This window comes from Xanthomonas sp. NCPPB 3569, assembly GCF_041475645.2.
Lineage (GTDB): Bacteria > Pseudomonadota > Gammaproteobacteria > Xanthomonadales > Xanthomonadaceae > Xanthomonas > Xanthomonas phaseoli.
Window position 1 is genome coordinate 4,296,149 of sequence record NZ_CM192969.1, and the last position, 22,027, is coordinate 4,318,175.

24 protein-coding genes are annotated in these 22,027 nt (G+C 65.3%); 11 read left to right on the forward strand and 13 right to left on the reverse strand.

Annotated features, from left to right (window positions below):
• Positions 1–230: 230 nt before the first annotated feature.
• Positions 231–947 (reverse strand): pseudouridine synthase, encoded by a 717-nt coding sequence (locus ACCQ03_RS18440; protein ID WP_057663019.1) that lies wholly within the window; start codon positions 945–947, stop codon positions 231–233.
• Entirely contained in the window at positions 944–2,011 is a 1,068-nt protein-coding gene (locus ACCQ03_RS18445; protein ID WP_057679538.1) for a class I SAM-dependent methyltransferase, read from the reverse strand. Before ACCQ03_RS18445 ends, ACCQ03_RS18440 begins: the two co-directional genes overlap by 4 nt.
• A gap of 364 nt (positions 2,012–2,375) precedes the next feature.
• Between ACCQ03_RS18445 and ACCQ03_RS18450 the strand changes: the two genes are divergently transcribed.
• Both ACCQ03_RS18450 and ACCQ03_RS18455 read left to right on the forward strand, forming a co-directional pair.
• A complete protein-coding gene (locus tag ACCQ03_RS18450; RefSeq protein WP_237377055.1) occupies positions 2,376–2,816 on the forward strand; it encodes a hypothetical protein in 441 nt (146 codons plus the stop codon).
• 280 nt (positions 2,817–3,096) lie between these two features.
• Complete coding sequence (locus ACCQ03_RS18455; protein ID WP_074053337.1) at positions 3,097–3,357, forward strand: hypothetical protein; 261 nt, start codon at positions 3,097–3,099, stop codon at positions 3,355–3,357.
• Positions 3,358–3,794: 437 nt separating this feature from the next.
• Here ACCQ03_RS18455 and ACCQ03_RS18460 read toward each other — a convergent pair whose 3' ends face one another.
• From ACCQ03_RS18460 to ACCQ03_RS18480, 5 genes are all read right to left on the reverse strand, one after another.
• Entirely contained in the window at positions 3,795–5,132 is a 1,338-nt protein-coding gene (locus ACCQ03_RS18460; protein ID WP_150146973.1) for a PQQ-dependent sugar dehydrogenase, read from the reverse strand.
• 88 nt (positions 5,133–5,220) lie between these two features.
• Positions 5,221–5,529: a DUF3247 family protein gene (locus tag ACCQ03_RS18465; RefSeq protein WP_057679540.1), complete on the reverse strand. Its 309-nt coding sequence runs from the start codon at positions 5,527–5,529 to the stop codon at positions 5,221–5,223.
• 331 nt (positions 5,530–5,860) lie between these two features.
• Positions 5,861–7,894 carry a PAS domain-containing hybrid sensor histidine kinase/response regulator gene (locus ACCQ03_RS18470; protein WP_057679541.1) on the reverse strand — a complete coding sequence of 678 codons (2,034 nt, stop codon included), beginning with the start codon at positions 7,892–7,894 and terminating at the stop codon, positions 5,861–5,863.
• Positions 7,895–7,999: 105 nt separating this feature from the next.
• Positions 8,000–8,290 carry a hypothetical protein gene (locus ACCQ03_RS18475; RefSeq protein WP_057679542.1) on the reverse strand — a complete coding sequence of 97 codons (291 nt, stop codon included), beginning with the start codon at positions 8,288–8,290 and terminating at the stop codon, positions 8,000–8,002.
• Positions 8,277–8,723 carry a hypothetical protein gene (locus ACCQ03_RS18480; RefSeq protein ID WP_017157450.1) on the reverse strand — a complete coding sequence of 149 codons (447 nt, stop codon included), beginning with the start codon at positions 8,721–8,723 and terminating at the stop codon, positions 8,277–8,279. The genes ACCQ03_RS18475 and ACCQ03_RS18480 overlap by 14 nt, the downstream gene beginning before the upstream one ends.
• 249 nt (positions 8,724–8,972) lie before the next feature.
• Between ACCQ03_RS18480 and ACCQ03_RS18485 the strand changes: the two genes are divergently transcribed.
• A complete protein-coding gene (locus ACCQ03_RS18485; RefSeq protein WP_057679543.1) occupies positions 8,973–9,548 on the forward strand; it encodes a DUF3016 domain-containing protein in 576 nt (191 codons plus the stop codon).
• 220 nt (positions 9,549–9,768) lie between these two features.
• Here ACCQ03_RS18485 and alr read toward each other — a convergent pair whose 3' ends face one another.
• Positions 9,769–10,866, reverse strand: a complete 1,098-nt coding sequence (alr, locus tag ACCQ03_RS18490) for an alanine racemase (protein ID WP_150146976.1) — start codon at positions 10,864–10,866, stop codon at positions 9,769–9,771.
• Positions 10,866–12,155: a D-amino acid dehydrogenase gene (locus ACCQ03_RS18495; protein ID WP_209227626.1), complete on the reverse strand. Its 1,290-nt coding sequence runs from the start codon at positions 12,153–12,155 to the stop codon at positions 10,866–10,868. Before ACCQ03_RS18495 ends, alr begins: the two co-directional genes overlap by 1 nt.
• Positions 12,156–12,303: 148 nt before the next feature.
• On the opposite strand from ACCQ03_RS18495, the gene ACCQ03_RS18500 reads away from it, so the two are divergent.
• Entirely contained in the window at positions 12,304–12,783 is a 480-nt protein-coding gene (locus ACCQ03_RS18500) for an Lrp/AsnC ligand binding domain-containing protein (protein WP_007963043.1), read from the forward strand.
• 336 nt (positions 12,784–13,119) lie between these two features.
• Here ACCQ03_RS18500 and ACCQ03_RS18505 read toward each other — a convergent pair whose 3' ends face one another.
• Complete coding sequence (locus tag ACCQ03_RS18505) at positions 13,120–13,548, reverse strand: hypothetical protein (RefSeq protein WP_017157446.1); 429 nt, start codon at positions 13,546–13,548, stop codon at positions 13,120–13,122.
• A gap of 240 nt (positions 13,549–13,788) precedes the next feature.
• Here ACCQ03_RS18505 and msrB point away from each other — a divergent pair, with 240 nt between their 5' ends.
• From msrB to ACCQ03_RS18535, 6 genes are all read left to right on the forward strand, one after another.
• A complete protein-coding gene (gene msrB, locus ACCQ03_RS18510; protein ID WP_057686955.1) occupies positions 13,789–14,253 on the forward strand; it encodes a peptide-methionine (R)-S-oxide reductase MsrB in 465 nt (154 codons plus the stop codon).
• 346 nt (positions 14,254–14,599) lie between these two features.
• The gene (locus tag ACCQ03_RS18515) at positions 14,600–15,103 is read left to right on the forward strand and encodes an MliC family protein (protein ID WP_209227119.1); all 504 of its coding nucleotides are present in this window, start codon (positions 14,600–14,602) and stop codon (positions 15,101–15,103) included.
• Between the two features lie 97 nt (positions 15,104–15,200).
• Entirely contained in the window at positions 15,201–16,055 is an 855-nt protein-coding gene (motA, locus tag ACCQ03_RS18520) for a flagellar motor stator protein MotA (protein ID WP_003489127.1), read from the forward strand.
• A gap of 10 nt (positions 16,056–16,065) precedes the next feature.
• Positions 16,066–17,223, forward strand: coding sequence for a flagellar motor protein MotB (gene motB, locus ACCQ03_RS18525; RefSeq protein WP_057679305.1), 1,158 nt, complete (start codon positions 16,066–16,068; stop codon positions 17,221–17,223).
• 241 nt (positions 17,224–17,464) lie between these two features.
• On the forward strand, positions 17,465–18,067 hold the full coding sequence (locus ACCQ03_RS18530) for a hypothetical protein (RefSeq protein ID WP_150146984.1): 603 nt from the start codon (positions 17,465–17,467) through the stop codon (positions 18,065–18,067).
• Between the two features lie 8 nt (positions 18,068–18,075).
• Entirely contained in the window at positions 18,076–18,360 is a 285-nt protein-coding gene (locus ACCQ03_RS18535) for a DUF4031 domain-containing protein (protein ID WP_057679307.1), read from the forward strand.
• 313 nt (positions 18,361–18,673) lie between these two features.
• Here the strand turns inward: ACCQ03_RS18535 and ACCQ03_RS18540 are convergent, their stop codons facing one another.
• On the reverse strand, positions 18,674–19,225 hold the full coding sequence (locus ACCQ03_RS18540; protein ID WP_057679308.1) for a DUF6630 family protein: 552 nt from the start codon (positions 19,223–19,225) through the stop codon (positions 18,674–18,676).
• 165 nt (positions 19,226–19,390) lie between these two features.
• Between ACCQ03_RS18540 and ACCQ03_RS18545 the strand changes: the two genes are divergently transcribed.
• Positions 19,391–19,657: a DUF3297 family protein gene (locus ACCQ03_RS18545; RefSeq protein ID WP_057679309.1), complete on the forward strand. Its 267-nt coding sequence runs from the start codon at positions 19,391–19,393 to the stop codon at positions 19,655–19,657.
• Between the two features lie 528 nt (positions 19,658–20,185).
• Here ACCQ03_RS18545 and ACCQ03_RS18550 read toward each other — a convergent pair.
• Both ACCQ03_RS18550 and ACCQ03_RS18555 read right to left on the reverse strand, forming a co-directional pair.
• The gene (locus ACCQ03_RS18550) at positions 20,186–20,947 is read right to left on the reverse strand and encodes an ABC transporter permease (RefSeq protein WP_011348694.1); all 762 of its coding nucleotides are present in this window, start codon (positions 20,945–20,947) and stop codon (positions 20,186–20,188) included.
• Complete coding sequence (locus ACCQ03_RS18555; protein WP_150146987.1) at positions 20,944–21,888, reverse strand: ABC transporter ATP-binding protein; 945 nt, start codon at positions 21,886–21,888, stop codon at positions 20,944–20,946. Before ACCQ03_RS18555 ends, ACCQ03_RS18550 begins: the two co-directional genes overlap by 4 nt.
• Between the last annotated feature and the right edge of the window lie 139 nt (positions 21,889–22,027).

Below are 22,027 nucleotides of genomic sequence, written 5' to 3' on the forward strand. Positions count from 1 at the left end.
CGTATCGGTGGCGAATTATTATCAGATCAGTCGAACAAAGTCATCTCGGCTCAATCGACGTGGTGACAGGCATTACTCACGAAAGATAAAGACCATAAAAATCATAGCCATACTCGCGCACTGCCTTTATAGGCAAGCAACGGAGCAGGGTATCGAAAAAATACCTGGTCCCTGGACCACCCATCCAGAGATGGCATTACAGAACTGTACGCCCCGAGCGAGAACTGTCACTATTGCTGAACTAGTTGCCAGCCACACAATATCTCCAGGTCGCCAGCTTCCAGCGCACGCCATTGCCCCGACGGCAAGCCCTCCAGCGACAGGCCACCGATGCGGCTGCGGTGCAGCGCGACCACATGGTTGCCGGCGGCAGCGAACATGCGCCGCACCTGGTGATAGCGACCTTCGTGCAGGGTCAGCCGCGCCTGGCGTGGGCCAAGCACCTCCAGTTCGGCCGGCAGCAGCGGCTTGGTTTCGCCCTCCAGCAGCAGGCTGCCGCTGGCGAACAGCGTGGCCTCCTCGCCACGCAGGTCCTCGGCCAGGGTGATGTCGTACACCTTGTCCAGCGCGGATTTGGGCGAAATGATCCGATGCAGCAGCGCGCCGTCGTCGGTCATCAACAACAGGCCGCTGGTCTCGCGGTCCAGCCGCCCCACCGGCGCCAACACCGGCGCACGCAGGCGGAAACGTGGCGGCAGCAATTCGTAGATCAGCCGGCCGGTGTCCTTGGTCGAGCAGGTGTAGCCGCCGGGTTTATGCAGCAACAGGCTCAAGCCCGCCGGCGGATCGAGCGGTTCGCCATCGATGCGGATGGCGTCGTGCTCCACCTGGTCGTCGGCATACAGCACCTCGCCTTGCGCATCGGTGATCGCGCCCTGCCGGAACAGCTGGGTGACTTGCTTGCGGCTGCCGTAGCCGAGATTGGCGATGTGTTTGACCAGCTTCATGGGCGCGCCCCGCGGCCGCGGGTCGCCGCGATCAGCTTGAATCCATCGCGTTCGGCAGCCACGCGCACCTGCCCGAAACTGTCGTTGAGCACCTGTTCGTAGGGTAGATGCCGGTTGGCGACCAGCAGCAGTTGCCCGCCCGGGCACAGCGCCTGTGCGGCCACTGCAATGAAGCGCTGCCCGATGTCCGGGCGGTCGGCACGCGACGGCGTATGGAACGGCGGGTTGCTGACGATGAAATCGTATTGCCCCACCAGCCCGGCCGTGACATCGAGCCAGTGGTAGTGCAGCTGCGCCGGATGCGTGATGTCCTGCAGATTGCGCCGCGCCAGCGTCAACGCGCGCGCCTCGGCTTCGTACAGATCCAGCGCGGCGACCTTGGGACAACGCGCCAGCACTTCGGCCGACAGATACCCGAAACCCGCGCCCAGATCGGCGCCATGGCCGGCCAGCGTGGTGGGCAGATGCTCGACCAGCAACGCAGAAGCGGGGTCGATGCGATCCCAGGCAAAGACCCCGGGACGGCTGACAAAGCGGCCGTCCAGAATCTTGCGTGGCGCATCCAGCGCGGCCCAGCGGGCCTGCAGCGTGGCATCGGTGCCAGCCGGCAGCGGCGCGCTCCAATAGGTGCGGCAGTGGTACTTGGTCAGGCTACCGGCCAGCCCGGTGAGCTGGCGCAGATCCGCTTCCCCCGAGCGTGCGCCTTCGTTGTTGGACTGGCAGGCGACCACGCGGCCACCGGGTGCAGTCAACGCCACCGCACGTGCGAACAGCGCACGCGCCTCTTCGCGCTGCCGCGGGGGCAGTACCAGCACCAGGGCATAGCGCGTGCTGTCGGCCTCGATCTCGCTTTCTTCGCGCACCGTCCACCCGTTGCGCTCCAGCGCTTCGGCAAACGGACGGAAGCTCTGCTCGCAGGTCAGCGTCTGGGTAGTTGCCCGCTCGCGCAGCGGAAAACCGTCGCGCGCGCGCAGGAACAAGACCGGTCCTTCCGGCCATGGCAGCGCGCCTTGAGCAAAGGGCAGAAACAGCGCTTGAAGCGGGGCGTCGTGCGGGCCAGCCATCGGATCATCGGGTCAGGGACAGGCCGTCATTGTAAAGGGAGCGGTGGGATCACACCGCCTGCTGGGATTGCGTACTGACTGTCCGGCCTGAAAGGGGAGCTTTGCGAAGCATCCAAAACAATCCCATTGGATGCCAATTGACAAACGATGGTGCTGCGCGGAGCGCAATAATGCGATAGGCATCTCCTGATTCAATCTCACCCACAGGCTGCGCTCGAATGGCTGACCGACGCGTGGAAGGCATCTTCAATCAGTGCATTGACAGCGCCAAATCAAAACCCCACGCTTGAGCTCGCAGGAAGACCGTCGATCATCAACAGGAATGCTGGATATGAGATATAGGAAATATTTCGGACTGTTTTCCATGGCACTACTTTTGGGGACATCCGCGCATGGTCAGAATTATCGTGCGGCGACGGCGCCATCCAGCTCGATGACAACAACGCAGAAAAGTTTATATCGCGCCGGATCTAACGAATCGCAATCCATCATCGCTTGGATCAAGCAGCACTCACCAAAGTATCCGCCGCTGTTACCGGCAAGTAGCTTGAGTGTCTCCCGCAGCATCGTCTCGACCGGATTGATGCGTATTCAGTCCGGGCCGGATGGTCCACCGGTTCCTTTGCCCGCCAGCGGCGTCCCCGGCGAAAAAATCACCATCCGCAACGAATTTCCTGGCGGAGCATTTGAACAATGGGATTACGAATGGGCTGGTCAGTCGGGTGGATCATGGCAACTGACAGGCTACCAATTCAGTGCACCGACAAATAAAGGCGACAACGACAATCCGCGGCAGCCTTTCTGATTTCTTGTACTCCGCATAATCGTCAGCCAGCTCCTCTGGCTTGTTTGAAGAGAGGGGCTTGGGGATATTGGCAGACGCTCAGTTGAGGTCGAGCATTGCGCCCAGAGTCTGCGCTTTAGTCAACTCCGCAACTTGAAAATCGGCCGTCTTGCTTCCCCCGCCATTGCAGGGAGCGCCGTGGTCATATTGCCTGCTGGTCGCCGCGTCTACACAGGTTATTGATGCGCACGCAACATTCGCCCGCCTAGGCTGGCATCCAAGCCCACAGCGGAGAGACGCGATGCGAGCCTTGTTCGTAGGAGGAGTTGTCGACAACAGCGAGATGGATCTGGACGACACCCCGCCACCGATGCACTACCCCGAAAACACTGGCGCCGGCAGACCCCGCTACCGCCTGCACCAGATTGGCGAACGTGGCGATGGCACGGTGGCCTACGCGGTGTATGGCGCCCCGGAAATGGCCGACGAGGACATCACTCGCATTACCGAAGAGCGTGGCTACGCGCGGCGCTTCAGTGCCTCGCCGGAGGCACCCCGTTAAGGGCGAGGTACTCGATGCGGGCGCCTGGAACCTGCTCTGCCGCACGCGATGGAGCATGCGTCAGGCGCCCTCGATCAAAGCGCGCATAGGTCACTGCCGACAGGCTGCACGTGAATTGACCAGACGCTTGCTCGGTTTTGCGTCTATCGGATGGGGTCAGCCCGACCACTGATATGGGTTCGCTTGCGGGCAACCGTACTTTCCGGCAATACCCCGGTGCTGCGCTTCCGACGCCGCGTGTTTCGAGTTGCAGCCTGCAGCGCAGGGCAGCGGCGCGGTTGAGTGGTTTTCAGCACGGTGAACGCAGGCTGCGCACGGCACCCTCAGCTACTTTCGGGGCCCCCACTACAAGACACCCAGGATAATTCGTGGGAGAGGTGTGTCTCCCATCGCAGCTGGGATTGCCTGCTCTCCTGCGCAAGCGGTCGCATGCGGGCTCAGCGCGCCTTCGGCGTCACCCGCCAGATCACATTGCCTACATCGTCGGCCACCAACAATGCGCCGCGACTGTCCGGCGCCACGCCCACCGGGCGGCCCTGTGCATTGCCTTCGGCATCCAGGAATCCGTCCAGCACCGTGATCGGCGGGCCGTTGGGCTTGCCGTCGGCGAACGGGACAAACAGCACCTTGTAGCCGCTGGGCGGGTCGCGATTCCACGAGCCGTGCTGGCCGATGAAGGCGCCCTGGCGGAAACGCTCGGGCAGCAGGCTGCCGCTGGCGAAGCTCAGGCCAAGTGATGCGGTGTGCGGGCCGAGCGCGTAATCGGGCTTGATCGCCTTGGCCACCAGGTCGGCATTCTGCGGTTTGACCCGCTCGTCCACATGCTGGCCGTAGTAGCTGTAAGGCCAGCCGTAGAAGCCGCCGTCGCGCACCGAGGTCAGGTAGTCCGGCACCAGGTCGCTGCCGATTTCGTCGCGCTCGTTGACCACCACCCACAGCGATTTGCTCTGCGGCTCCCACGCGGTGCCCACCGGATTGCGCAAGCCGCCGGCGAAGACGCGGCTGCTGCCGGTGGCCGGGTCGATCTCCAGGATCGCCGCACGATTGAGCTCGGCTTCCATGCCATTCTCGGCCACGTTGCTGTTGGAACCGACGCCGACATAGAGCTTGCTGCCGTCCGGGCTGGCCAGCAGCGACTTGGTCCAGTGATGGTTGATTCCACCGGGCAGATTGGCGACGAAGGTCGGCTTGGCGGTGAGATGCGTATCGCCGGGCTTGTACGGAAAACTCACCAGCGCATCGGCGTTGGCGACATAGAAACGGTCGCCGATCAGCGCCATGCCGAACGGCGAAAACAGGCCGCTGACGAATTGCGTGCGCACCTCTGCCACGCCGTCGCCATCGGCATCGCGCAACAAGGTGATGCGGTTGGCGCTCGCTACCGCAGCGCCGGCCTTTTTCATCATCGCGCCCTGCACTTTCTTGCGCAGCCCGCCGCCCGCTTCGGCATCCTCGGGCTTGGGCGGCTCGGCGGTCTCGGCCACCAGCACATCGCCGTTGGGCAGCACGTAGATCCAGCGCGGGTGATCCAGATCGCGCGCAAACGCGGCAACCTGCAGATCGTCGGCCGCGATGGGCTTGGCATTGGCTGCCCAGCGTTTGACCGGCGCCACCTTGACGGTGGGAATCAGGCGCTTCACCGGCTCGGGCAATTGCGGGTCCGGCCCGGTCCCCTGTTCGATCGCCAATGTTGCCGTATCGCCGCACGCGGCGAGGACGGCCAGCGCCATCAGCGACAGCGGCCAGCGAGCGAACTTCAATCGGGATGCATTCATTGCGGCCAAGTCCTGGACGGTTGCGTCAGCCAGCGATCATGCCGCCAACGCGAGGGTGAGAAGTAAACACACCGTCAACACGCCGCCGTCACGGCATGACTTGCGGATCGGCGCCCAGCAACAACGGGTGCACCGCCACGATCCGGTCCATCCAGATCCACTGCGGCTCCTGCGATGCATCCAGCTGGTCCAGCCGCAGCTGACCGTTCAATCCTTCATTGTCGTGTTCGTCCAGATAGGTCTGCAGGCTTGGGCGCACGGCGACCGTGCCGCTGATCATGCTGCCGTCGTCGAGCTCGATCCGCACACGCTCCTGACCATCGAGCAGGGACACCCAATGTTCGAGTGTGGCGATCTGGACATGTTCGGAATAGACGTGCGGGGCGTACTTGGGCATTGCGCGATCTCCATGAGCTGAGCGCACCACGCTAGGCCAGCATGCGTGAAAGAGGCAGAAAGCGCGTCGTGTGACGGGTGATCGGCATCGGCGCGGCAGTGTCGCCACGCATGCGTACGCATCGGTCTTCTACCGCGACCATGCTGCGCCCGTGGTGAACGGCGCATCCACCACACCATCGTGTTGGTCGCAGGAGGATCGGGTGTCTTGGGCAGATCAGCGGCTCATGGAACGAGGCCGGGTAGGTCATCCACACACGCTGCTGCGTCGCCAACGCATTGCCTCACCAGCCTGCAGTCACCCGATACGCGGCGGTGCCACCGCGCATCGGTTACTCCACCGCCTGGCGCGCGGCACGCACGGCCGTGACCAGTTGCGCCACGCTGTAGGGCTTGGCCAGATGTTCCTGGAACCCGGACTCCAGCGCGCGCTTGCGGTCGTCTTCGCGGGCCAGGGCGGTCACTGCCACTGCCGGCAATGCGGTGGCATCCAGCCCGAGGTTTTCACGCACCGTGCGGATCAAGCCATAACCGTCCATGCCCGGCATACCGATATCGGTCAGCATCAGATCGAAGCGTGCGTGGCCACGATGATCGATCAATGCCAGCGCATCGGTGGCGCTGCCGGCGGTGACCACTTCTGCGCCCTGCTCTTCCAGCAGACGCCGCAGATAATCGAGCATGTCCGGTTGGTCTTCGACCGCCAGCAGGCGCAGGCCGTTGAGCGCACGCGCTTCAACGATCTGTTCGGACAACAGACGCCGCCGCAATTCGCGGCGGGGGCGCTTGGCCTGGTCGGGAATGTGTTCCGGCAACCGCACGGTGAAGGTCGCGCCCTGGCCACGGCCGCCACTGGTGGCACCAACCTGGCCGCCGTGCATTTCCACCAGCTGTTGCACGATGGCCAGGCCCAGGCCCAGGCCGCCATGCTGGCGCGTGGTGGTGCCGTCGGCCTGGCGGAACCGACCGAACAGATGCGGCAGGAATTCGGCTGCGATGCCATCGCCGGAGTCGCAGACCGATACCACCAGGTGCCCGTCGTCGCGCTCGATTTTGACGTCGATACGACCATGTGCCGGGGTGAACTTGATCGCGTTGGACAGCAGGTTCCACAACACCTGCTGCAGGCGCGTGGCATCGCCAAGCACCAGGCAGGGCGTGGGCGGCACCTGCAGCTCCAGTACCTGGTCCTTGCCTTCGGCAGCCAGTTCCTGGGTGTTCAAGGCTTCGCGCACCTGCTCGACCAGATCCAGCGATTCGACTTCCAGCTGTACCTTGCCCAGCAACATGCTGCTGAGATCGAGCATGTCGGAAATCAACCACTTCTGCGCACGTGCGCTGCTGGCGATCACCGACAGCCCCTTGTAAAACGGCTGGCCTTCTTCGACCCGCTGCAGCAGCAACTCGCTCCAGCCCAGGATGGTGGTCAGCGGGGTACGCAGTTCGTGCGAGAGCGTGGCCAGGAACTCGTCCTTCAGCCGCGCCATGCTTTCGGCCTCGTTGCGCGCGCTGCGCTCGGATTCCAGCAATTGTTCGCGCGCCAGTTCGATCTCGCGCTGCTCGGTCACGTCCGGGCTGCTGCCGGCCAGGCCGATGAAACGGCCATCGGCCGAATAGCGCGGCGTGGCGGTCATTTCGATCCAGCGCCACTGCCCATCATGGCGGCGCGCACGCACCAGCGCGCGCAGCCCGCGCTGCTCCTGCAGCGATGCCACCAGCTCGAACTGGAAGGTCGGCAAGTCGTCCGGATGCAGCAGTTCGCTCCACGCCGACACCGTACCGCTGGAAATATCCAGGCCAAAAAATTCGCCATACGCACTGTTGACGAAGCGCACGACGCCCTGCGCGTCCAGCACCCAGACCGGCATCGGCAAGCCGTCGGCCAGGGCACTGAAGCGCGCCTCGCTCTCGGCCAGTTCGCGCTCGACGCGTTTGCGCTCGGTGATGTCCATGAACAGGACCGCCACCCGCGCCTGCTCCGGCTGGCCGACCCGGAACGCATCCACCGAATACCAGCGCTTGAGCGCCTTGGCCTGCATTTCGAAGTGGATGCGGTTGCCGGTACGCGCAACATGGCCGTAGCGGTCGAACCATTCCTGCTCGTGCTCCGGGAGCATGCCGCGGACGGAGACGTTGAGCGCGTTGGACAAACCGGTGTAGCGCTCGAAGGCGCCATTGGTGGTGCGGATCACATAGTCCACCGCCTGCTCGCCGTCGAACACCATGTCGATGACGCAAAAGCCAGCATCGATGTTGTGGAAAATCTCGTGATACATCGCTGGGTCCAGAAACGGCTCGGCGATGGCGGCCGGCAGGGCGGCAGCAAGCGTTGGGTTGGAAGGAGGAGTGCTCAAATCGGAAACCACGGATGCTGCCGGAGCGGATGACGGGCAGATGAAACCACGCCCGATGTCGTCAGCGGGTGCACGCCCGGCCGGGCAAGTTCACGCTTTCGTTGCGCAGCCCCGGGTTCACCACAAGGTGGTGGCAGCGAATCCGATGCAGGCTGCCAGCACCACGATGCCGGCGATCACGCCGCGGAACACCCATTCGCCCTCGCGACGCAGCTGTGCGTCCATCCAGCGTTGCGCTTCTTCCCGCCAGGCGGTGGACCGTGCGTAATCGGAATCCAGCAGCAACAGACGCACCCGCGCCACCCCCAATTTCGCGCATTCCGCGCGGCAGCGCTGGGTGAAGCCGTCTTCCCCGCTGGCAATCTCCGCGCCGACCGGCAATTGCAATTCGAGTTCATGCCTGGACATAACGGGGACGCTCCTGATCAAGCTCATGTTCCAGCGCCATGCGCGCCAGTTGGGTGTAGTTGGCACGCGGACCTTGTCCACGGCCGGTGAGCATTCCCTGGTAGTCCAGGTCATGCCAGACCCGGCCGGTCCACTCCACGCAGTCTTCGGCAATGACCAGCATCAACGAGTAGCGGTACTCCAGGCCATTGGCCGCGGTGTAGGTGTAGACCGGGGGGAACTGCACGGCCACATCCACCTGGCGCGCCAACGCGGCCAGATGCTCGCGCAGCGCCGCGCGCGGGTCGTCATTCGGCTCCAGCTGCAGCGCGCGCGTGGCCAGGTCCAGGTCGACCTCGCTCTGCAGTGCCACGAAGGCAGCCGCACCGGAAGCGGGGTTGTGACCGTGCTGCTTGGCCCAGTCGATGAATTGCAGTCGCACGTCCGACGGCATGTGTGCCGGCGCCGAAGACGCTGATTTTGTGCGGTAAGAGTGGGTGTCCATGCTGGCGATCTTCCTGGCTGTGCCGTGAAGCGCGGGCGCAGGCGCAGTGAACCCACCGTCATGGCGTTTGGCAGCCGGATTAACCGCGCGGCAACGTGGTCGCAAGCCCAGGCGTGCAGCGCGTTGCGGGCGCTGCTAGGCACCCCCACACTGCGGGAACAGCCGGTACACAACGTACCTTCCGCTTGGAGGCTTTCGATGAAACTTTCCAATCTCTCCGGCGCCAGCCTGCTGCTGGCTGGCTTGCTTGCCGCGACCGGTGTGCAGGCGGGGGTGCGCAACGTCACCGACCCCGATGCACCGCGCGCGCTCAGCAGCGATGGCAAGGTGGACGTGCGCTGGACCGACCCTGCGCAGTTCTCCGAGATGCGCTTCAGCGGCAACCGCTGGGAGGCGCAACGCGGCGATTGGGTGACCCAGCTGGCAACCCACTTCCAGCAGAGCGCAGCGCGCCAGTTGCCCGATGGCCAGCACCTGAGCGTGACCATCACCGATATCCGCCGCGCCGGCCAGTACGAGCCCTGGCACGGGCCGCGCCTGCAGGACGTGCGCGTGGTCAAGGACATCTACCCGCCGCGCCTGAGCTTCACCTACACGCTCACCGGCGCCGATGGCCGCGTGATCGACCAGGGCGAACGCAAGCTGGTGGATTCGGCCTTCCTGATGAGCGGACCGCGCCTGACCGACAGCGACCCGCTGCGCTTCGAGAAGGCGATGATCGACGACTGGGTGCGCAAGCAGTTCCGCGGCGATCGCAATACCGCCGGGTTGTGAGTTACCGCTGAAAACCCCTTTCCGGTCGGGAGAAAGCGGTTGGGGCGAGGGTATGGCGCGAAGGTTGTGAGCCGCCGCTAAAGTCTCTCCCCCCTGTGGGAGAGGGATTGGGATGAGGGTACGGGGGCGCAGCACACGTGGCATTCAAACTGCACGCAGCTTTGCTCGCCCCTCATCCGGCACTACGCGCCACCTTCCCGCGATGGGAGAAGAGATGCCGCTATGCTGAAATCTTGCCCACTGCCGCCTCACCCACATAGATCCGCGGCACCCGCTTGAGCCCGCACAGCAACTGATACGCGCTGACGTTGCATTGCGCCGCCAGCGCGCTGACCTGCGGCGCATCGCCCCATAGCTGCACAGGCGTGCCGATGTCGGCCTGCGGGTGGTCGGTGAGGTCCACGGTGAGCATGTCCATCGAAACGCGACCGATCAACGGGCAGATCTGCCCGTCCACCAAGACCGGGGTGCCGTTGGGCGCGAATTGCGGGTAGCCGTCGGCATAGCCCATCGCCACCACGCCCACGCGCGTCGGCCGCTGCGCAACGAAGCGGGCGCCGTAGCCCACCGGCTCGCCGGCCGGCAGATCGCGGACCGAAATGATGCGCGAGCGCAGCGTCATGACCGGACGCAGTTGCGCGGTGTGCTCGGTGTGCTGCGGAAAGGGATTGGCGCCATACAGCATCAACCCGGGACGCGACCAGTCGTTGCGCAGCGCTGGCCAGCCGAGCAGGCCGGGCGAATTGCGAATGCTGGTTTCCGCACGCATGCCGCCAGCGGTGAGCGCGAAGGCCACCGCTTGCTCGTCGGTGCGACTGCAGTCCAGCTCGTCGGCACGTGCCAAGTGGGTCATCAGCACCAGCGAGGCGATCTGCGGCAGTCCGCGCAGGCGCAGCCAGGCGGCGCGGAAGTCCTCCGGCGACAGGCCCAGCCGATGCATGCCGCTGTCCATCTTCAACCACACGCGCAACGGCCGCGGGCTCTGGAACTCGGCCAGCGCGCGCACCTGCTGCGGCGTGGCCGCCACCGTCCACAGATCGTGCTCGGCGATCAGGCGCAGCTCGTCGTGTTCGAAAAACCCTTCCAGCAACAGGATCGGCGCGCGGATGCCGGCCTGGCGCAGTTCCAGCGCCTCTTCGATGCAGGCCACTGCGAAGCCGTCGGCTTCCGGCTCCAGCGCCTGCGCGCAGCGCACCGCACCGTGCCCGTACGCGTCGGCCTTAACCACCGCCAGCGCCTTGCTGCCGCCGAGGCGCTTGGCCAGGCGGTAGTTGTGGCGCAATGCCTCCAGATCGATCGACGCTTGCGCAGGACGCACTACGCGGCCTCCCGCTGCGGGCGCGCGCTGCGCGGCGACAGGTAGCGGAACACATCCAGGCCTTCGGTATCGATCTCGGGCGTGCGGCCCTGCATGAGGTCGGCCAGGTAGCGCCCCGAACCGCAGGCCATGGTCCAGCCCAGCGTGCCATGCCCGGTATTGAGGAACAGGTTGGCGTACGGGGTGGCGCCCACCACCGGGGTGCCATCCGGGGTGGCCGGGCGCAGGCCGGTCCAGAACTCGGCCTGGGCCAGATCGCCGCCGCCGGGGAACAGATCGTTGACGACCATTTCCAGGGTGGCGCGACGACGCGGATTCAGCGACAGATCGAAGCCGGCCACCTCGGCCATGCCGCCGACGCGGATACGGTCGTCGAAGCGGGTCAGCGCGATCTTGTAGCTCTCGTCCAGCACGGTGGAGGTCGGCGCGCGCTGCGCATCGACGATCGGGATGGTCAACGAATAGCCCTTGAGCGGGTACACCGGCAGATGCAGGCCGAGCGAGAGCAGCAAATCGGCCGAATAGCTGCCCAGCGCCAGCACGTAGCGGTCGGCAGTTTCCATGCGGCCATCGATCTGCACGCCGCTGACCTGGCCGCCGGCATGCTCCAGCCGCTCGATCTGCTGCCCGTAGCGGAAGCTGACACCTGCCTGCACGGCCAGTTCGGCCAGCCGCTGGGTAAACAGGCGGCAGTCGCCAGTCTGGTCTTCGGGCAGGCGCAGCGCGCCGGCCATCTGTGCGCCACCGCCGGCCAGGCCGGGTTCGAACTGCGCAATCTGCGCCGGGCTCAGCAGCTCGTACGGCACGCCGTACTGGGCCAGCACCTCGATGTCCTGCGCGGCCGCATCGAGCTGCTGCTGGGTGCGGAACAACTGCGTGGTGCCAAGCTGGCGGCCTTCGAATTCGATGCCGGTCTCGGCGCGCAAGGCGTTGAGGCAATCGCGGCTGTAGTCGGACATGCGCACCATGCGCGCCTTGTTCACCGCATAGCGCTCGGCGGTGCAGTTGCGCAGCATCTGGCTCAGCCACGCCAGCTGGCGCAGGTCGCGGGTGGGGCGGATCGACAGCGGCGCGTGCTGCTCGAACAGCCACTTGACCGCCTTGCCGGGCACGCCGGGCGCGGCCCAGGGGGAGGTGTAGCCGAACGACAGCTGGCCGGCGTTGGCGTAGCTGGTCTCCAGCGCCGCCGCCGGCTGGCGGTCGACCACGGTCACCTCGCAACCGGCCTGCGCCAGGTACCACGCACTGGTCACGCCGATGACGCCGCTACCGAGAATGAGCACACGCATGTCGTTCTCCTGAAAAGGGCATTCCCCCACAACCACGCGCCGAGGGGGATAGTTAGACGCAGTATATTGCGAGCCAGGCAGTGCCATTTCTGGAATCGGCACGGCTTTGCAGTGAAACTTCCTGTCAAACCCTGCCGAGGCAAACCCCATGAGCACCCGCGCCCGCGAGCTGGACAAGATCGACCGCAAGATCCTGCGCATCCTGCAGCAGGAGGGGCGGATTTCATTCACCGAACTGGGCGAACGGGTAGGCCTGTCGACCACGCCCTGCACCGAGCGCGTGCGCCGGCTGGAGCGCGACGGCGCCATCACCGGCTACTACGCGCGGCTGGACCCGCACTACCTCAAGGCCAGCCTGCTGGTGTTCGTGGAGATCAGCCTGGCCTACAAGTCCGGCGACATCTTCGAAGAATTCCGCCGCGCCGCGTTGAAGCTGCCCAACGTGCTGGAATGCCATCTGGTCTCCGGCGATTTCGACTACCTGCTCAAGGCGCGCATCAGCGAGATGGCGTCCTACCGCAAGTTGCTCGGCAGCACCCTGCTGACCATGCCGCATGTGCGCGAATCCAAGAGCTACATCGTGATGGAAGAGGTCAAGGAGACGCTAGCCTTGCCGATCGCCGATTGAGCGGGGATTTGGGATTTGGGATTTGGGATTTGGGATTTGGGATTTGGGATTTGGGATTTGGGATTTGGGATTTGGGATTTGGGATTTGGGATTGGGGATTGGGGATTGGGGATTGGGGATTGGGGATTGGGGATTGGGGATTGGGGATTGGGGATTGGGGATTGGGGATTGGGGATTGGGGATTGGGGATTGGGGATTGGGGATTGGGGATTGGGGATTGGGGATTGGGGATTGGGGATTGGGGATTGGGGATTGGGGATTGGGGATTGGGGATTGGGGATTGGGGATTGGGGATTGGGGATTGGCGGTTGGCGCCAGCAGATCGCGCCGCTGCTGTCAGCGCACCACGCGCATGCCATCGCCCGCCGGTACAGCGTCGTAGTAGCGGCCGGTCTTGGTATCCAGCACCCGGTTGGCGCCGGCCGGCTGCATGCCCTGCAGCAGGCGGCCATTGCGGTCGTAGACCATCGGCTTGGTCGGCGCCACCTGGCTGCCGGCAGGCGCGACCGGCGTTTGTGCCGGCCCATGCGTGGGGATGCTCGGCGCGACCGGGCGTTGCCCCAGTTGCGAGGGCACGGGTGCGGCGGCAGGCGCCGGCTGCAGCGCGCGCGGCGGCGTCACCGTGGGCTGGACGGGCGTTGGCGTGGTGATGGGCTGCAAGCTCGTGGATGAGCGCGTGGTGGTGGCCGACTGCGCCGCCACCGCGCCGGTCATCGTCAGTAGGACGCACAGCAGAACGCGGCGGCTTGATGCGTGGATCGCCATGACAGGCACCTTGCATGTTCGAGGGTCATGCAGTGATTGGGGCGAGGTGGCGCTGCGGCAATGCATGCGACCGGCCGGGGGATGAACGCTTTTGCAAGGTGGTTGCAGTGCGAAGAAAGGCCGACCCTCCGCCGCAGTGGCGGGCCATTGGCTGCGTCTTAGCGGTTGAACCACCCCGACACTGCCCACATCACGGAAGCAGGCGCCGGCACCCCGCTGGCGAGCGCATGCGAGAGCCCCATGAGCCAGTTCGATCTGACCCCTCCCTCCCCCGCCCAACGCGATGCCCTGATCGCCGGGCTCAGCGGCGAGGAACAGCGCGTGCTGCTGCACCATGGCACCGAAGCGCCGTTCTGCGGGGTGTTTCTGGACAACAAGCTGGACGGCGTCTACACCTGCCGGCTGTGCGGCCTGCCGTTGTTCCGTTCCAGCGCCAAATTCGAATCCGGCACCGGCTGGCCGAGCTTCTTTGCGCCCTACGCCCCGGCCCATGTGCGCGAGATCCGCGACACCAGCTACGGCATGATCCGCACCGAAATCGTCTGCGCGCGCTGCGACAGCCACCTGGGCCATGTGTTCCCGGACGGCCCGCCGCCCACCGGCGAGCGCCACTGCCTGAACTCGGTCTCGCTGGGCTTCACCGAAAACGGCCAGGCGCTGCCGAATCCGCTGCAGCGCCAAGGCGCCGAAGCGCAAGCGGCCTGATGGCGCCGCGTCTGGGCCACTGCCGCTGCGGTGCCTGGGAGGTAGTCGACAACGCCTGCCTGCGTTCTTGCACGTCATGACAGGCACCGGGTGCAAGCGGTTCGCGCCGGCATGCCGATGTTCAGATCGCTTGCCGGCGCGAGAACCTCAGCCAAGGCTTGATCTGCACACGAGCGGCCACATGCAGGCGACGTCCCAGCCGTAAAGCGGTCGCGTGTTTAGTCGTAGGCAGGCCTTCCCGGCCCCGACGCGCCCGATGCAAGCGCTCGGGCGGCGCCAGGACTGGCACCCCAGGTCCAGCCCGCCGCAGACACGGCGGCCATCCGAACCAGGCAGGAGTACGCAGATGCACACGTCCTCATCCCTGATGCTCACCGGCCTGCTGGCGGCCGCACTCGCCGGCTGCAGCGCAGGTAGCCCTCCCTCGTCAACGCAGACGGCCAAGCCCGCACAAGCGCAGCCAGCCGGCCTCCGACCCGACGCGCGCCCGCTCGCCACCGGCACTGGCACTGGCACTGGCACCGATGCCAGCGTGACCGGCCCGCTGCCGCGTCCGGCCAGGACACCCCCTCCAGCGGCGGCGGCCGACCCCACGCTTGCCGCGCAGACGGTGGCCTGGCGCTGCGGCCCGCGCATGGTCGCGACACGTTTCGACGCGGCCACCGATGCCCTGCAGCTGACTCTCGAAGGCCGCAGGCTGGTGCTGCTCAGTGCCCAGGCGGCATCCGGGGCGCGCTTTGCCGATGCGCAGGGCAACCAATTCTGGGAACACGCCGGCGAAGCGACACTGTCGCTGGCAGGCGGCGAGGCCATCAGATGCGTGCATGAGACCGCCATTACAATCGGCTAGACATTCAGCTACAGCGCACGTCTTCGCGCCGTGCGCTTCAAGAATCGGCCGCGCAAGCCGAAACCACTAGCAACCCCAGTTTGCTTCCGGCTGCGCCATGCTCATCATCGTTGGCTTCATCGTCGTCATCGTCAGCGTCCTCGGCGGCTACGTGCTGTCGCACGGAAAGCTGGGCGCGTTGTGGCAGCCGTACGAGCTGATGATCATCGGTGGCGCGGCCTTGGGCGCGTTCCTGGTCAGCACGCCGGGCAAGATCGTCAAGGAAACCCTCAGCGGCATCATGGGCGTGTTCAAGGGCCCGCAATACAAGTCCGACGACTACAAGGACACCCTGAGCCTGATCTACGAACTGTTGAACAAGGCCCGCCGCGACGGCTTCATGGCGCTGGAAGACCACGTCGAAAAGCCGCAGGACAGCACCATCTTCGGCAACTATCCCAAGGTGGTGGCCGACCATCACCTGCTGGACTTCATCACCGACTGCCTGCGCCTGATGATCGGCAGCAACATCGAGCCGCACGAGCTGGAACCGCTGCTCGAACTGGAACTGGAAAAACACCATCACGAAGCCCTGGCGCCATCGCATGCGCTGAGCAAGGTCTCCGACGGCCTGCCCGGCTTCGGCATCGTGGCCGCGGTGCTCGGCATCGTGATCACCATGGGCTCGATCGGCGGGCCGATCGAAGAGATCGGCCACCACGTCGGCGCCGCGCTGGTGGGTACCTTTCTCGGCATCCTGCTGGCCTACGGCTTCGTCTCGCCGTTGTCGGCGGCGATGGAAGCGCGTGCCGAGCAGGACGGACGCATCTACGAAGCGGTCAAGACCGCGCTGCTGGCGTGCCTGCGTGGCTACAACCCGAAGATTGCGCTGGAGTTCGCGCGCAAGACCCTGCCCTCCAATGTGCGTCCGAGCTTCGGCGATTTCGAAACGCACCTGAAGACGATCAAGTAGGGCCGCGGTCATGGCCGAGGCCAAATCCACCGTCATCATCCGACGGGTCAAGAAGGTACAGGGCGGCGGCCACCATGGCGGCGCCTGGAAGGTGGCGTTTGCCGACTTCGTGACCGCGATGATGGCGTTCTTCCTGGTGCTGTGGCTGATGGCGGCCACCACCAAGGAACAGCGCGCGGCGATCTCCGAATACTTTCGCAACCCCAGCCCGCTGTCCGGCAAGTCGCCGGCGCCCTCGCCCGGCATGAACGGCCCCGGCGGCGCCAGCACCTCGATGATCAAGCTCGGCGGTACCGCCGACATGGCCAAGGGGCAGAAGGACGAAATGGGCCGCAAGCGCGACAACGCGGCCGACACCGACGTGGACAGCCGTGCCAAGGACAAGCGGCGCCTGGAAGCGCTGATGCAGGACCTGAAGGAGGCCATCGACAAGAGCCAGGCGCTGGAGCCGTTCAAGGACCAGTTGCTGCTGGACCTCACGCCCGATGGTCTGCGGATCCAGATCGTGGACAAGCAGAACCGCCCGATGTTCGACATCGGCCGCGACCAGCTCAAGCCGTATACGGTGGCGATCCTGCGCGAGCTGTCCAGCTTCATCAACCAGGTGCCCAACCACATCAGCATCACCGGTCATACCGACACCACCGCCTACAGCAGTGATGCCGGCTACACCAACTGGGAACTCAGCGCCGACCGCGCCAATGCCGCGCGCCGCGCCCTGGTGGCCGGGGGCATGTCCGATGCCAAGGTGACGCGTGTGGTAGGGCTGTCCTCGTCGGTGCTGTTCGACAAGACCGATCCGCAGAACCCGATCAACCGCCGCATCAGTATCGTGGTGATGACCCAGGACGCCGAAAACGCAGCCCTGGCCGGCGCCGGACAAGGCGTGGCGTTGGGCAAATCGCTGCACGATGCCGACACCCAGGTGCCGGACCTGAGCGGCGCCGCGGCCACCGGCACCGCCACCGTGGGGACGCCTGTCGAAGGCGCAAAGCCAGACGCGGCCCCGCCAGTCGCCGCTGCCGCGGCTGCGCCCCCGGCTCCGGCCCTGGCATCGGCAGGCACTGCTGCTGCGCGTCCGGCAGGGCCACGCATCTCGTCCAGCGCGCAGGTGGCCTCTGCCACCGCGCTCGCCAAGGCCGCTGAGGCGGCGGTGGAGAAGCGGTAACCCAGGCCGGCAGGCTTGGTGGCGCTGGCCGGGATTTTCCGGATTCGCCAGGCAATCGACACCGGGCGATGGCCTGCGGCGGTTCGGGCTTGGGGCGTCCTGGTGGCGGCTCTGAGGTCGGTGCCTGCCAAGACGATGCGGCTCCGGCGGCCCGGTCGCATCCACGGGCCAACTCCGCCACGCATCGCATCGTGCGGCGCACGCTCTAGAATGGCCGGCCATTCCCAGCGTCGAGAATACCGTGTCCCGCAATTCCAAGGCCAAGCGCGACAAGCGCAAGAAGCAGCAGCCCAAGCGCCCCTTCGTCCGTCTGGGCCAGGCGCCCCAGGTCATCAATCATGCCGTGCTGCAGGACGCCGAAGGGCGCGTGGTGGCCGCGATCGGCCTGCAGGGTGGCAGCGAGTGGATGCTGTCGATCGGCGGCCAGACCATGGGCAGCGCCGACAACCCGGTCCCGATGCTGGCCATGCTCAAGCACCTGGCCAACCTGCAGGAAGCCGAAGGCAAGACCATCTCGCTGGAATATTCGACCCAGCTGCAGCAGATGATCGACGACCTGGCCGCCGACGAAGGCCAAACCGCCGAGGAATACCTGACCAAGCTGGTGGCCGAGTTCCAGAACGCCGATGCCGACGAAGACGGCGACGCGGAAGACGCGGCATCGGACGCCGGCACCGGCACCGGGGCCGATGCCGGCGACGCTGCGGCTGACGGCGACACTGGCAGCGCCACCGACAGTGCTGCATATACCAGCGACGAGGCTTCCGACACTGCCGAGGAAGCGACAGACGAGGCAAGCGGCGACAGCGCCGGCAAGAAGCCGAAGAAGTCCAAGAAGGCCTGACCCGGCCGATGGCCGTCTACGTCGACGATGCGGTGCACCTGTGGCGCGATCAGCGTTGGGCGCACCTGCTCGGCGATACGCTGGACGAGCTGCATGCCATGGCGGCGCGGCTGGGCATTCCCCGCCGCGCCTTCCAGAACAAACTCAGCGGTGCGCACTACGACGTGCCTGCACCGCTCCGCCTTGAGGCCATTGCCCTGGGCGCCATCCCCATCTCCCGCCACACCGACCGCGCCCTGCTCAAGGCCTTGATCGCCAATGCGCGGGCGCAGGCGCGGGGCGAGGTGGCGTGAATCGGGAATCGGGAATCGGGAATCGTAAGAGCGGGGTCGTCGTGGGCTGCGCGCTCGTCAAGGGCACTTGCATGCGCTGCGGTATGCTCGAGAAAGCCCGATACAAAGCGCTTTTACGCAAGAACGTCTTGGTGTAGCAGCCCCTTTCGTTTCACGTTCCGTCTTTCAAACCAATGCGATGCAGCTGCGGCAAAAAACTGCGTCAGTTGCAGTGACGGCGCATTGCACACAAAAAGCCACCCTCATACAGCAAATGGCTCGGGACCCGCTCTTGCGATTCCCGATTCCCGATTCCCCACTCCCGATTCCCACCTCAGAACGCCTCGTTGCCCAGCCGCACTTCCACCCCCAGCAGCGAGGTCAGCGCCAGCATGGCGTCGTCGTCGCGACTGAGGGCGACCCAGCCGGCGTAGGCGTCGCCGCCGGTGTTCCAGTTCCACAGCGAGTAGCCGTGCTCGCGCAGGCGATCGAACGCCACCGCCATCAAGTCGGGGACCTCCAGGTTGCCGGCGAAATCTTCGTCGTCCAGGTCGCCGCCCCAATCGATGCGCAGGTTCCAGCGCGCACTGAGTTCGTCGATGGCGGCGATGAACGAATCGGTGTCCTTCCAGTCGACATAGAAGCCCGAGCGCCAGTCGATCACGTCCTTCAGCGCCCACAGCCAGGCGTCGTCGCCTTCGTCGCCATCGGTGCCGGCCTGCGTTTCGCGCCAGGCGTCGAATTGGGCCAGCGCGGTGTCTTCGTCGCCGGGGTTGATCAGCACCAGCAGGTTCCACACCCGCGCCGGATGGTCATCCACATCGTCTTCGTCGCCCTCGGGCTGCAGGCCTTCGTCGTCTTCGTAGTCGGCACTGTTGTCAGGCATTGCGGTCTCGTTTGCTGGAGTGCAGGGTCGGAAGTGTGAGGCCTGACGGCGCGCAAGCAAACCGATGCGCGCACGTCGCTGCGTCGCCGGGGCTGGTCTTCCCGGCGCAGGCCCGTATCCTGTGCGGCCGAAGACGGCTATCCCGGCCGCCATGACGCCTTTCCCATGAGCGATACCCCTCCCGATCACCTGGCCATCGACGCACGCAGCCCGTTCCATAACGCCGATGCCCTCAACCGCGGCGTCGGCGTGCGCTTCAACGGCATCGAACGCGACAACGTGGAGGAATACTCGGTCAGCGAAGGCTGGATCAAGGTGCAGGTCGGCAAGGCGCGCGACCGTCGTGGCAACCCGATGACGATGAAGATCAAGGGCGAAGTGGTGGCCTACTTCCTGGACACCAAGCACGACGCCAAGCCTGCTGCCGAGTAAGAGCGGCTGACCAGACGACTTTACGCTGTCCCATGGCAGAGCTGCTGAGCGACGAGCTTGCTGCAGGGGCCTTGCCCGCCCACCATTGCCGGACACGCTGCAGGTATGTCGTTGTGAGCTCTGGCGCGGCATCCGTGCCACTCAAGGTCCCGCAACGGTGAGCGGGCAAGGCCTGTCACGTTGCTCGTTGCGCAGAGCTTCAATAAAACAGCCAGCCAACTGTCTGGCGCGGTGTCCTCGCCGATTGCGGGACCGTTGGCGGCATGGATGCCGCCATCGAGCCCCCATGGACGGGTTAACGGCGTGTCCCGCAAGCGGTGAGGGCACCGCGCACTCGACGCTGCGCCTTTGCTTCAGCCCACCATCGCAGGACACGCTGCAAGTACGGCCTTGTAAGCTCTGGCGCGGCATCCATGCCGCTCACGATCCCGCGACGGTGAGCGGGCAAGGACCAGTCACGTTGGTCGGTGCGCATGGCTTTCGATCAGACAGCCAGCAAGCAGTGAGGACACCGCACACGCTCCCCACTCACGCCTTGAGCCGATAACCGCTGCGGAAGATCGCCGCCACCACGCCCAGGCACACCAGCAGGAACAGGAACGTCATGCCGGTGCTCACCGCGATGTGCACGTCGGCCTTGCCGTAGAAACTCCAGCGGAAGCCGCTGATCAGGTACACCACCGGGTTGAACAGCGTGACCTTCTGCCACAACGGCGGCAGCATGTTGATCGAATAGAAACTGCCGCCCAGGAAGGTCAGCGGCGTCACCACCATCAGCGGAATCACCTGCAGTTTTTCGAAGCCATCGGCCCAGATGCCGATGATGAAACCGAACAAGCTGAAGGTCAGCGCGGTGAGCACCAGAAAGCCCAGCATCCACACCGGGTGGGCGATCTCGTACGGCACGAACAGCCGCGCGGTGAGCAGGATCAATAGCCCCAGCATCACCGACTTGGTCGCCGCCGCGCCCACGTAGCCGATCACGATTTCCCACCACGCCACCGGCGCGGACAGCACCTCGTAGATGGTGCCGGCCCAGCGCGGCATGTAGATGCCGAACGAGGCGTTGGAAATGCTTTCGTTGAGCAGCGACAACATCACCAGGCCGGGAATGATGAAGGCGCCGTAGCTGATGCCGTCGATATCGCCCATGCGCGAACCGATCGCCGCGCCGAACACCACGAAGTACAGCGAGGTCGACAACACCGGCGAGGCGATCGACTGGGTCAGCGTGCGGAAGGCGCGCGCCATCTCGAAACGGTAGATCGCCGCAATCGCATGCAGGTTCATGCGCGCACCTCCTGCTGACGTGCGCCATGCACCAGGTTGACGAAGATTTCTTCCAGCGAACTCTCGCTGGAATGCAGGTCCTTGAAGTCGATGCCGTGCTCGTTGAGCCGGCGCAGCAGCGCACCGATGCCGGTCTGCTCGGCCTGGGTGTCGAAGGTGTAGATCAGGCTGTTGCCATCGGCCGACAGTTCCAGCGGCAGGTCCGCCAGCGTGGCAGGCAATGCCTGCAACGGCGATTGCAGGCTCAGTGTCAGCTGCTTCTTGCCGAGCTTGCGCATCAGGGTATGCTTGTCTTCCACCAGCACCAGCTCGCCGCGATTGATGACACCGACGCGGTCGGCCATGTCTTCGGCCTCTTCGATGTAATGGGTGGTCAGGATGATGGTGGTGCCCTGCTCGCGCAGGCGACGCACCATCTGCCACATGTCGTGGCGCAGCTCCACGTCCACACCGGCCGTGGGCTCGTCCAGGAACAGGATGCGCGGCTCGTGGGCGAGCGCCTTGGCGATCAGCACACGCCGCTTCATGCCGCCGGAGAGCGTGGAAATCTTGTTGTTGCGCTTCTCCCACAGCGACAGCTCGCGCAGGATGGTTTCCAGGTACTGCGGATTGGCCGGCTTGCCGAACAGGCCGCGGCTGAAACGCACCGTGGCCCACACCGTTTCGAACGCATCGGTGGCCAGCTCCTGCGGCACCAGGCCGATGCTGGCGCGCGCGGCACGGTAGTCGCGCACGATGTCGTGGCCATCGGCCAGCACGGTGCCGGTGCTGGGGTTGATCAAGCCGCAGATGATGCTGATCAAGGTGGTCTTGCCGGCGCCGTTGGGGCCGAGCAGCGCGAAGATCTCCCCGCGCTGGATCTGCAGATCCACCTGCTTGAGTGCCTGGAAACCGCCGGCGTAGGTCTTGCTCAATCCCTGGATGGAAACGATGGGCGTCATGGGCTGTGCACGGCAACGATGAGCGCCACAGGGTAGGCCGCGTGCCGTGACGATGGGAGGGGGTCTGGTGGGATGGTGTCTCCCGACCCATTGGTTTGCCTGCTGCCTGCTGCTAACGGACAAGACCCGCAGCTTGCGC

What these genes read in the sequence shown, in the direction of transcription:
- ACCQ03_RS18545 (WP_057679309.1), top strand. Translation starts at nt 19,391, where the DNA reads ATGAGCGATACCCCTCCCGATCACCTGGCCATCGACGCACGCAGCCCG.
- motB (WP_057679305.1), top strand. Translation starts at nt 16,066, where the DNA reads ATGGCCGAGGCCAAATCCACCGTCATCATCCGACGGGTCAAGAAGGTA.
- ACCQ03_RS18495 (WP_209227626.1), bottom strand. Translation starts at nt 12,155, where the DNA reads ATGCGTGTGCTCATTCTCGGTAGCGGCGTCATCGGCGTGACCAGTGCG.
- ACCQ03_RS18460 (WP_150146973.1), bottom strand. Translation starts at nt 5,132, where the DNA reads ATGAATGCATCCCGATTGAAGTTCGCTCGCTGGCCGCTGTCGCTGATG.
- ACCQ03_RS18515 (WP_209227119.1), top strand. Translation starts at nt 14,600, where the DNA reads ATGCACACGTCCTCATCCCTGATGCTCACCGGCCTGCTGGCGGCCGCA.
- ACCQ03_RS18485 (WP_057679543.1), top strand. Translation starts at nt 8,973, where the DNA reads ATGAAACTTTCCAATCTCTCCGGCGCCAGCCTGCTGCTGGCTGGCTTG.
- ACCQ03_RS18450 (WP_237377055.1), top strand. Translation starts at nt 2,376, where the DNA reads ATGGCACTACTTTTGGGGACATCCGCGCATGGTCAGAATTATCGTGCG.
- ACCQ03_RS18555 (WP_150146987.1), bottom strand. Translation starts at nt 21,888, where the DNA reads ATGACGCCCATCGTTTCCATCCAGGGATTGAGCAAGACCTACGCCGGC.
- ACCQ03_RS18445 (WP_057679538.1), bottom strand. Translation starts at nt 2,011, where the DNA reads ATGGCTGGCCCGCACGACGCCCCGCTTCAAGCGCTGTTTCTGCCCTTT.
- ACCQ03_RS18540 (WP_057679308.1), bottom strand. Translation starts at nt 19,225, where the DNA reads ATGCCTGACAACAGTGCCGACTACGAAGACGACGAAGGCCTGCAGCCC.
- msrB (WP_057686955.1), top strand. Translation starts at nt 13,789, where the DNA reads ATGAGCCAGTTCGATCTGACCCCTCCCTCCCCCGCCCAACGCGATGCC.
- ACCQ03_RS18505 (WP_017157446.1), bottom strand. Translation starts at nt 13,548, where the DNA reads ATGGCGATCCACGCATCAAGCCGCCGCGTTCTGCTGTGCGTCCTACTG.
- ACCQ03_RS18465 (WP_057679540.1), bottom strand. Translation starts at nt 5,529, where the DNA reads ATGCCCAAGTACGCCCCGCACGTCTATTCCGAACATGTCCAGATCGCC.
- ACCQ03_RS18550 (WP_011348694.1), bottom strand. Translation starts at nt 20,947, where the DNA reads ATGAACCTGCATGCGATTGCGGCGATCTACCGTTTCGAGATGGCGCGC.
- ACCQ03_RS18535 (WP_057679307.1), top strand. Translation starts at nt 18,076, where the DNA reads ATGGCCGTCTACGTCGACGATGCGGTGCACCTGTGGCGCGATCAGCGT.
- ACCQ03_RS18475 (WP_057679542.1), bottom strand. Translation starts at nt 8,290, where the DNA reads ATGTCCAGGCATGAACTCGAATTGCAATTGCCGGTCGGCGCGGAGATT.
- ACCQ03_RS18455 (WP_074053337.1), top strand. Translation starts at nt 3,097, where the DNA reads ATGCGAGCCTTGTTCGTAGGAGGAGTTGTCGACAACAGCGAGATGGAT.
- motA (WP_003489127.1), top strand. Translation starts at nt 15,201, where the DNA reads ATGCTCATCATCGTTGGCTTCATCGTCGTCATCGTCAGCGTCCTCGGC.
- ACCQ03_RS18480 (WP_017157450.1), bottom strand. Translation starts at nt 8,723, where the DNA reads ATGCCGTCGGACGTGCGACTGCAATTCATCGACTGGGCCAAGCAGCAC.
- ACCQ03_RS18500 (WP_007963043.1), top strand. Translation starts at nt 12,304, where the DNA reads ATGAGCACCCGCGCCCGCGAGCTGGACAAGATCGACCGCAAGATCCTG.
- ACCQ03_RS18440 (WP_057663019.1), bottom strand. Translation starts at nt 947, where the DNA reads ATGAAGCTGGTCAAACACATCGCCAATCTCGGCTACGGCAGCCGCAAG.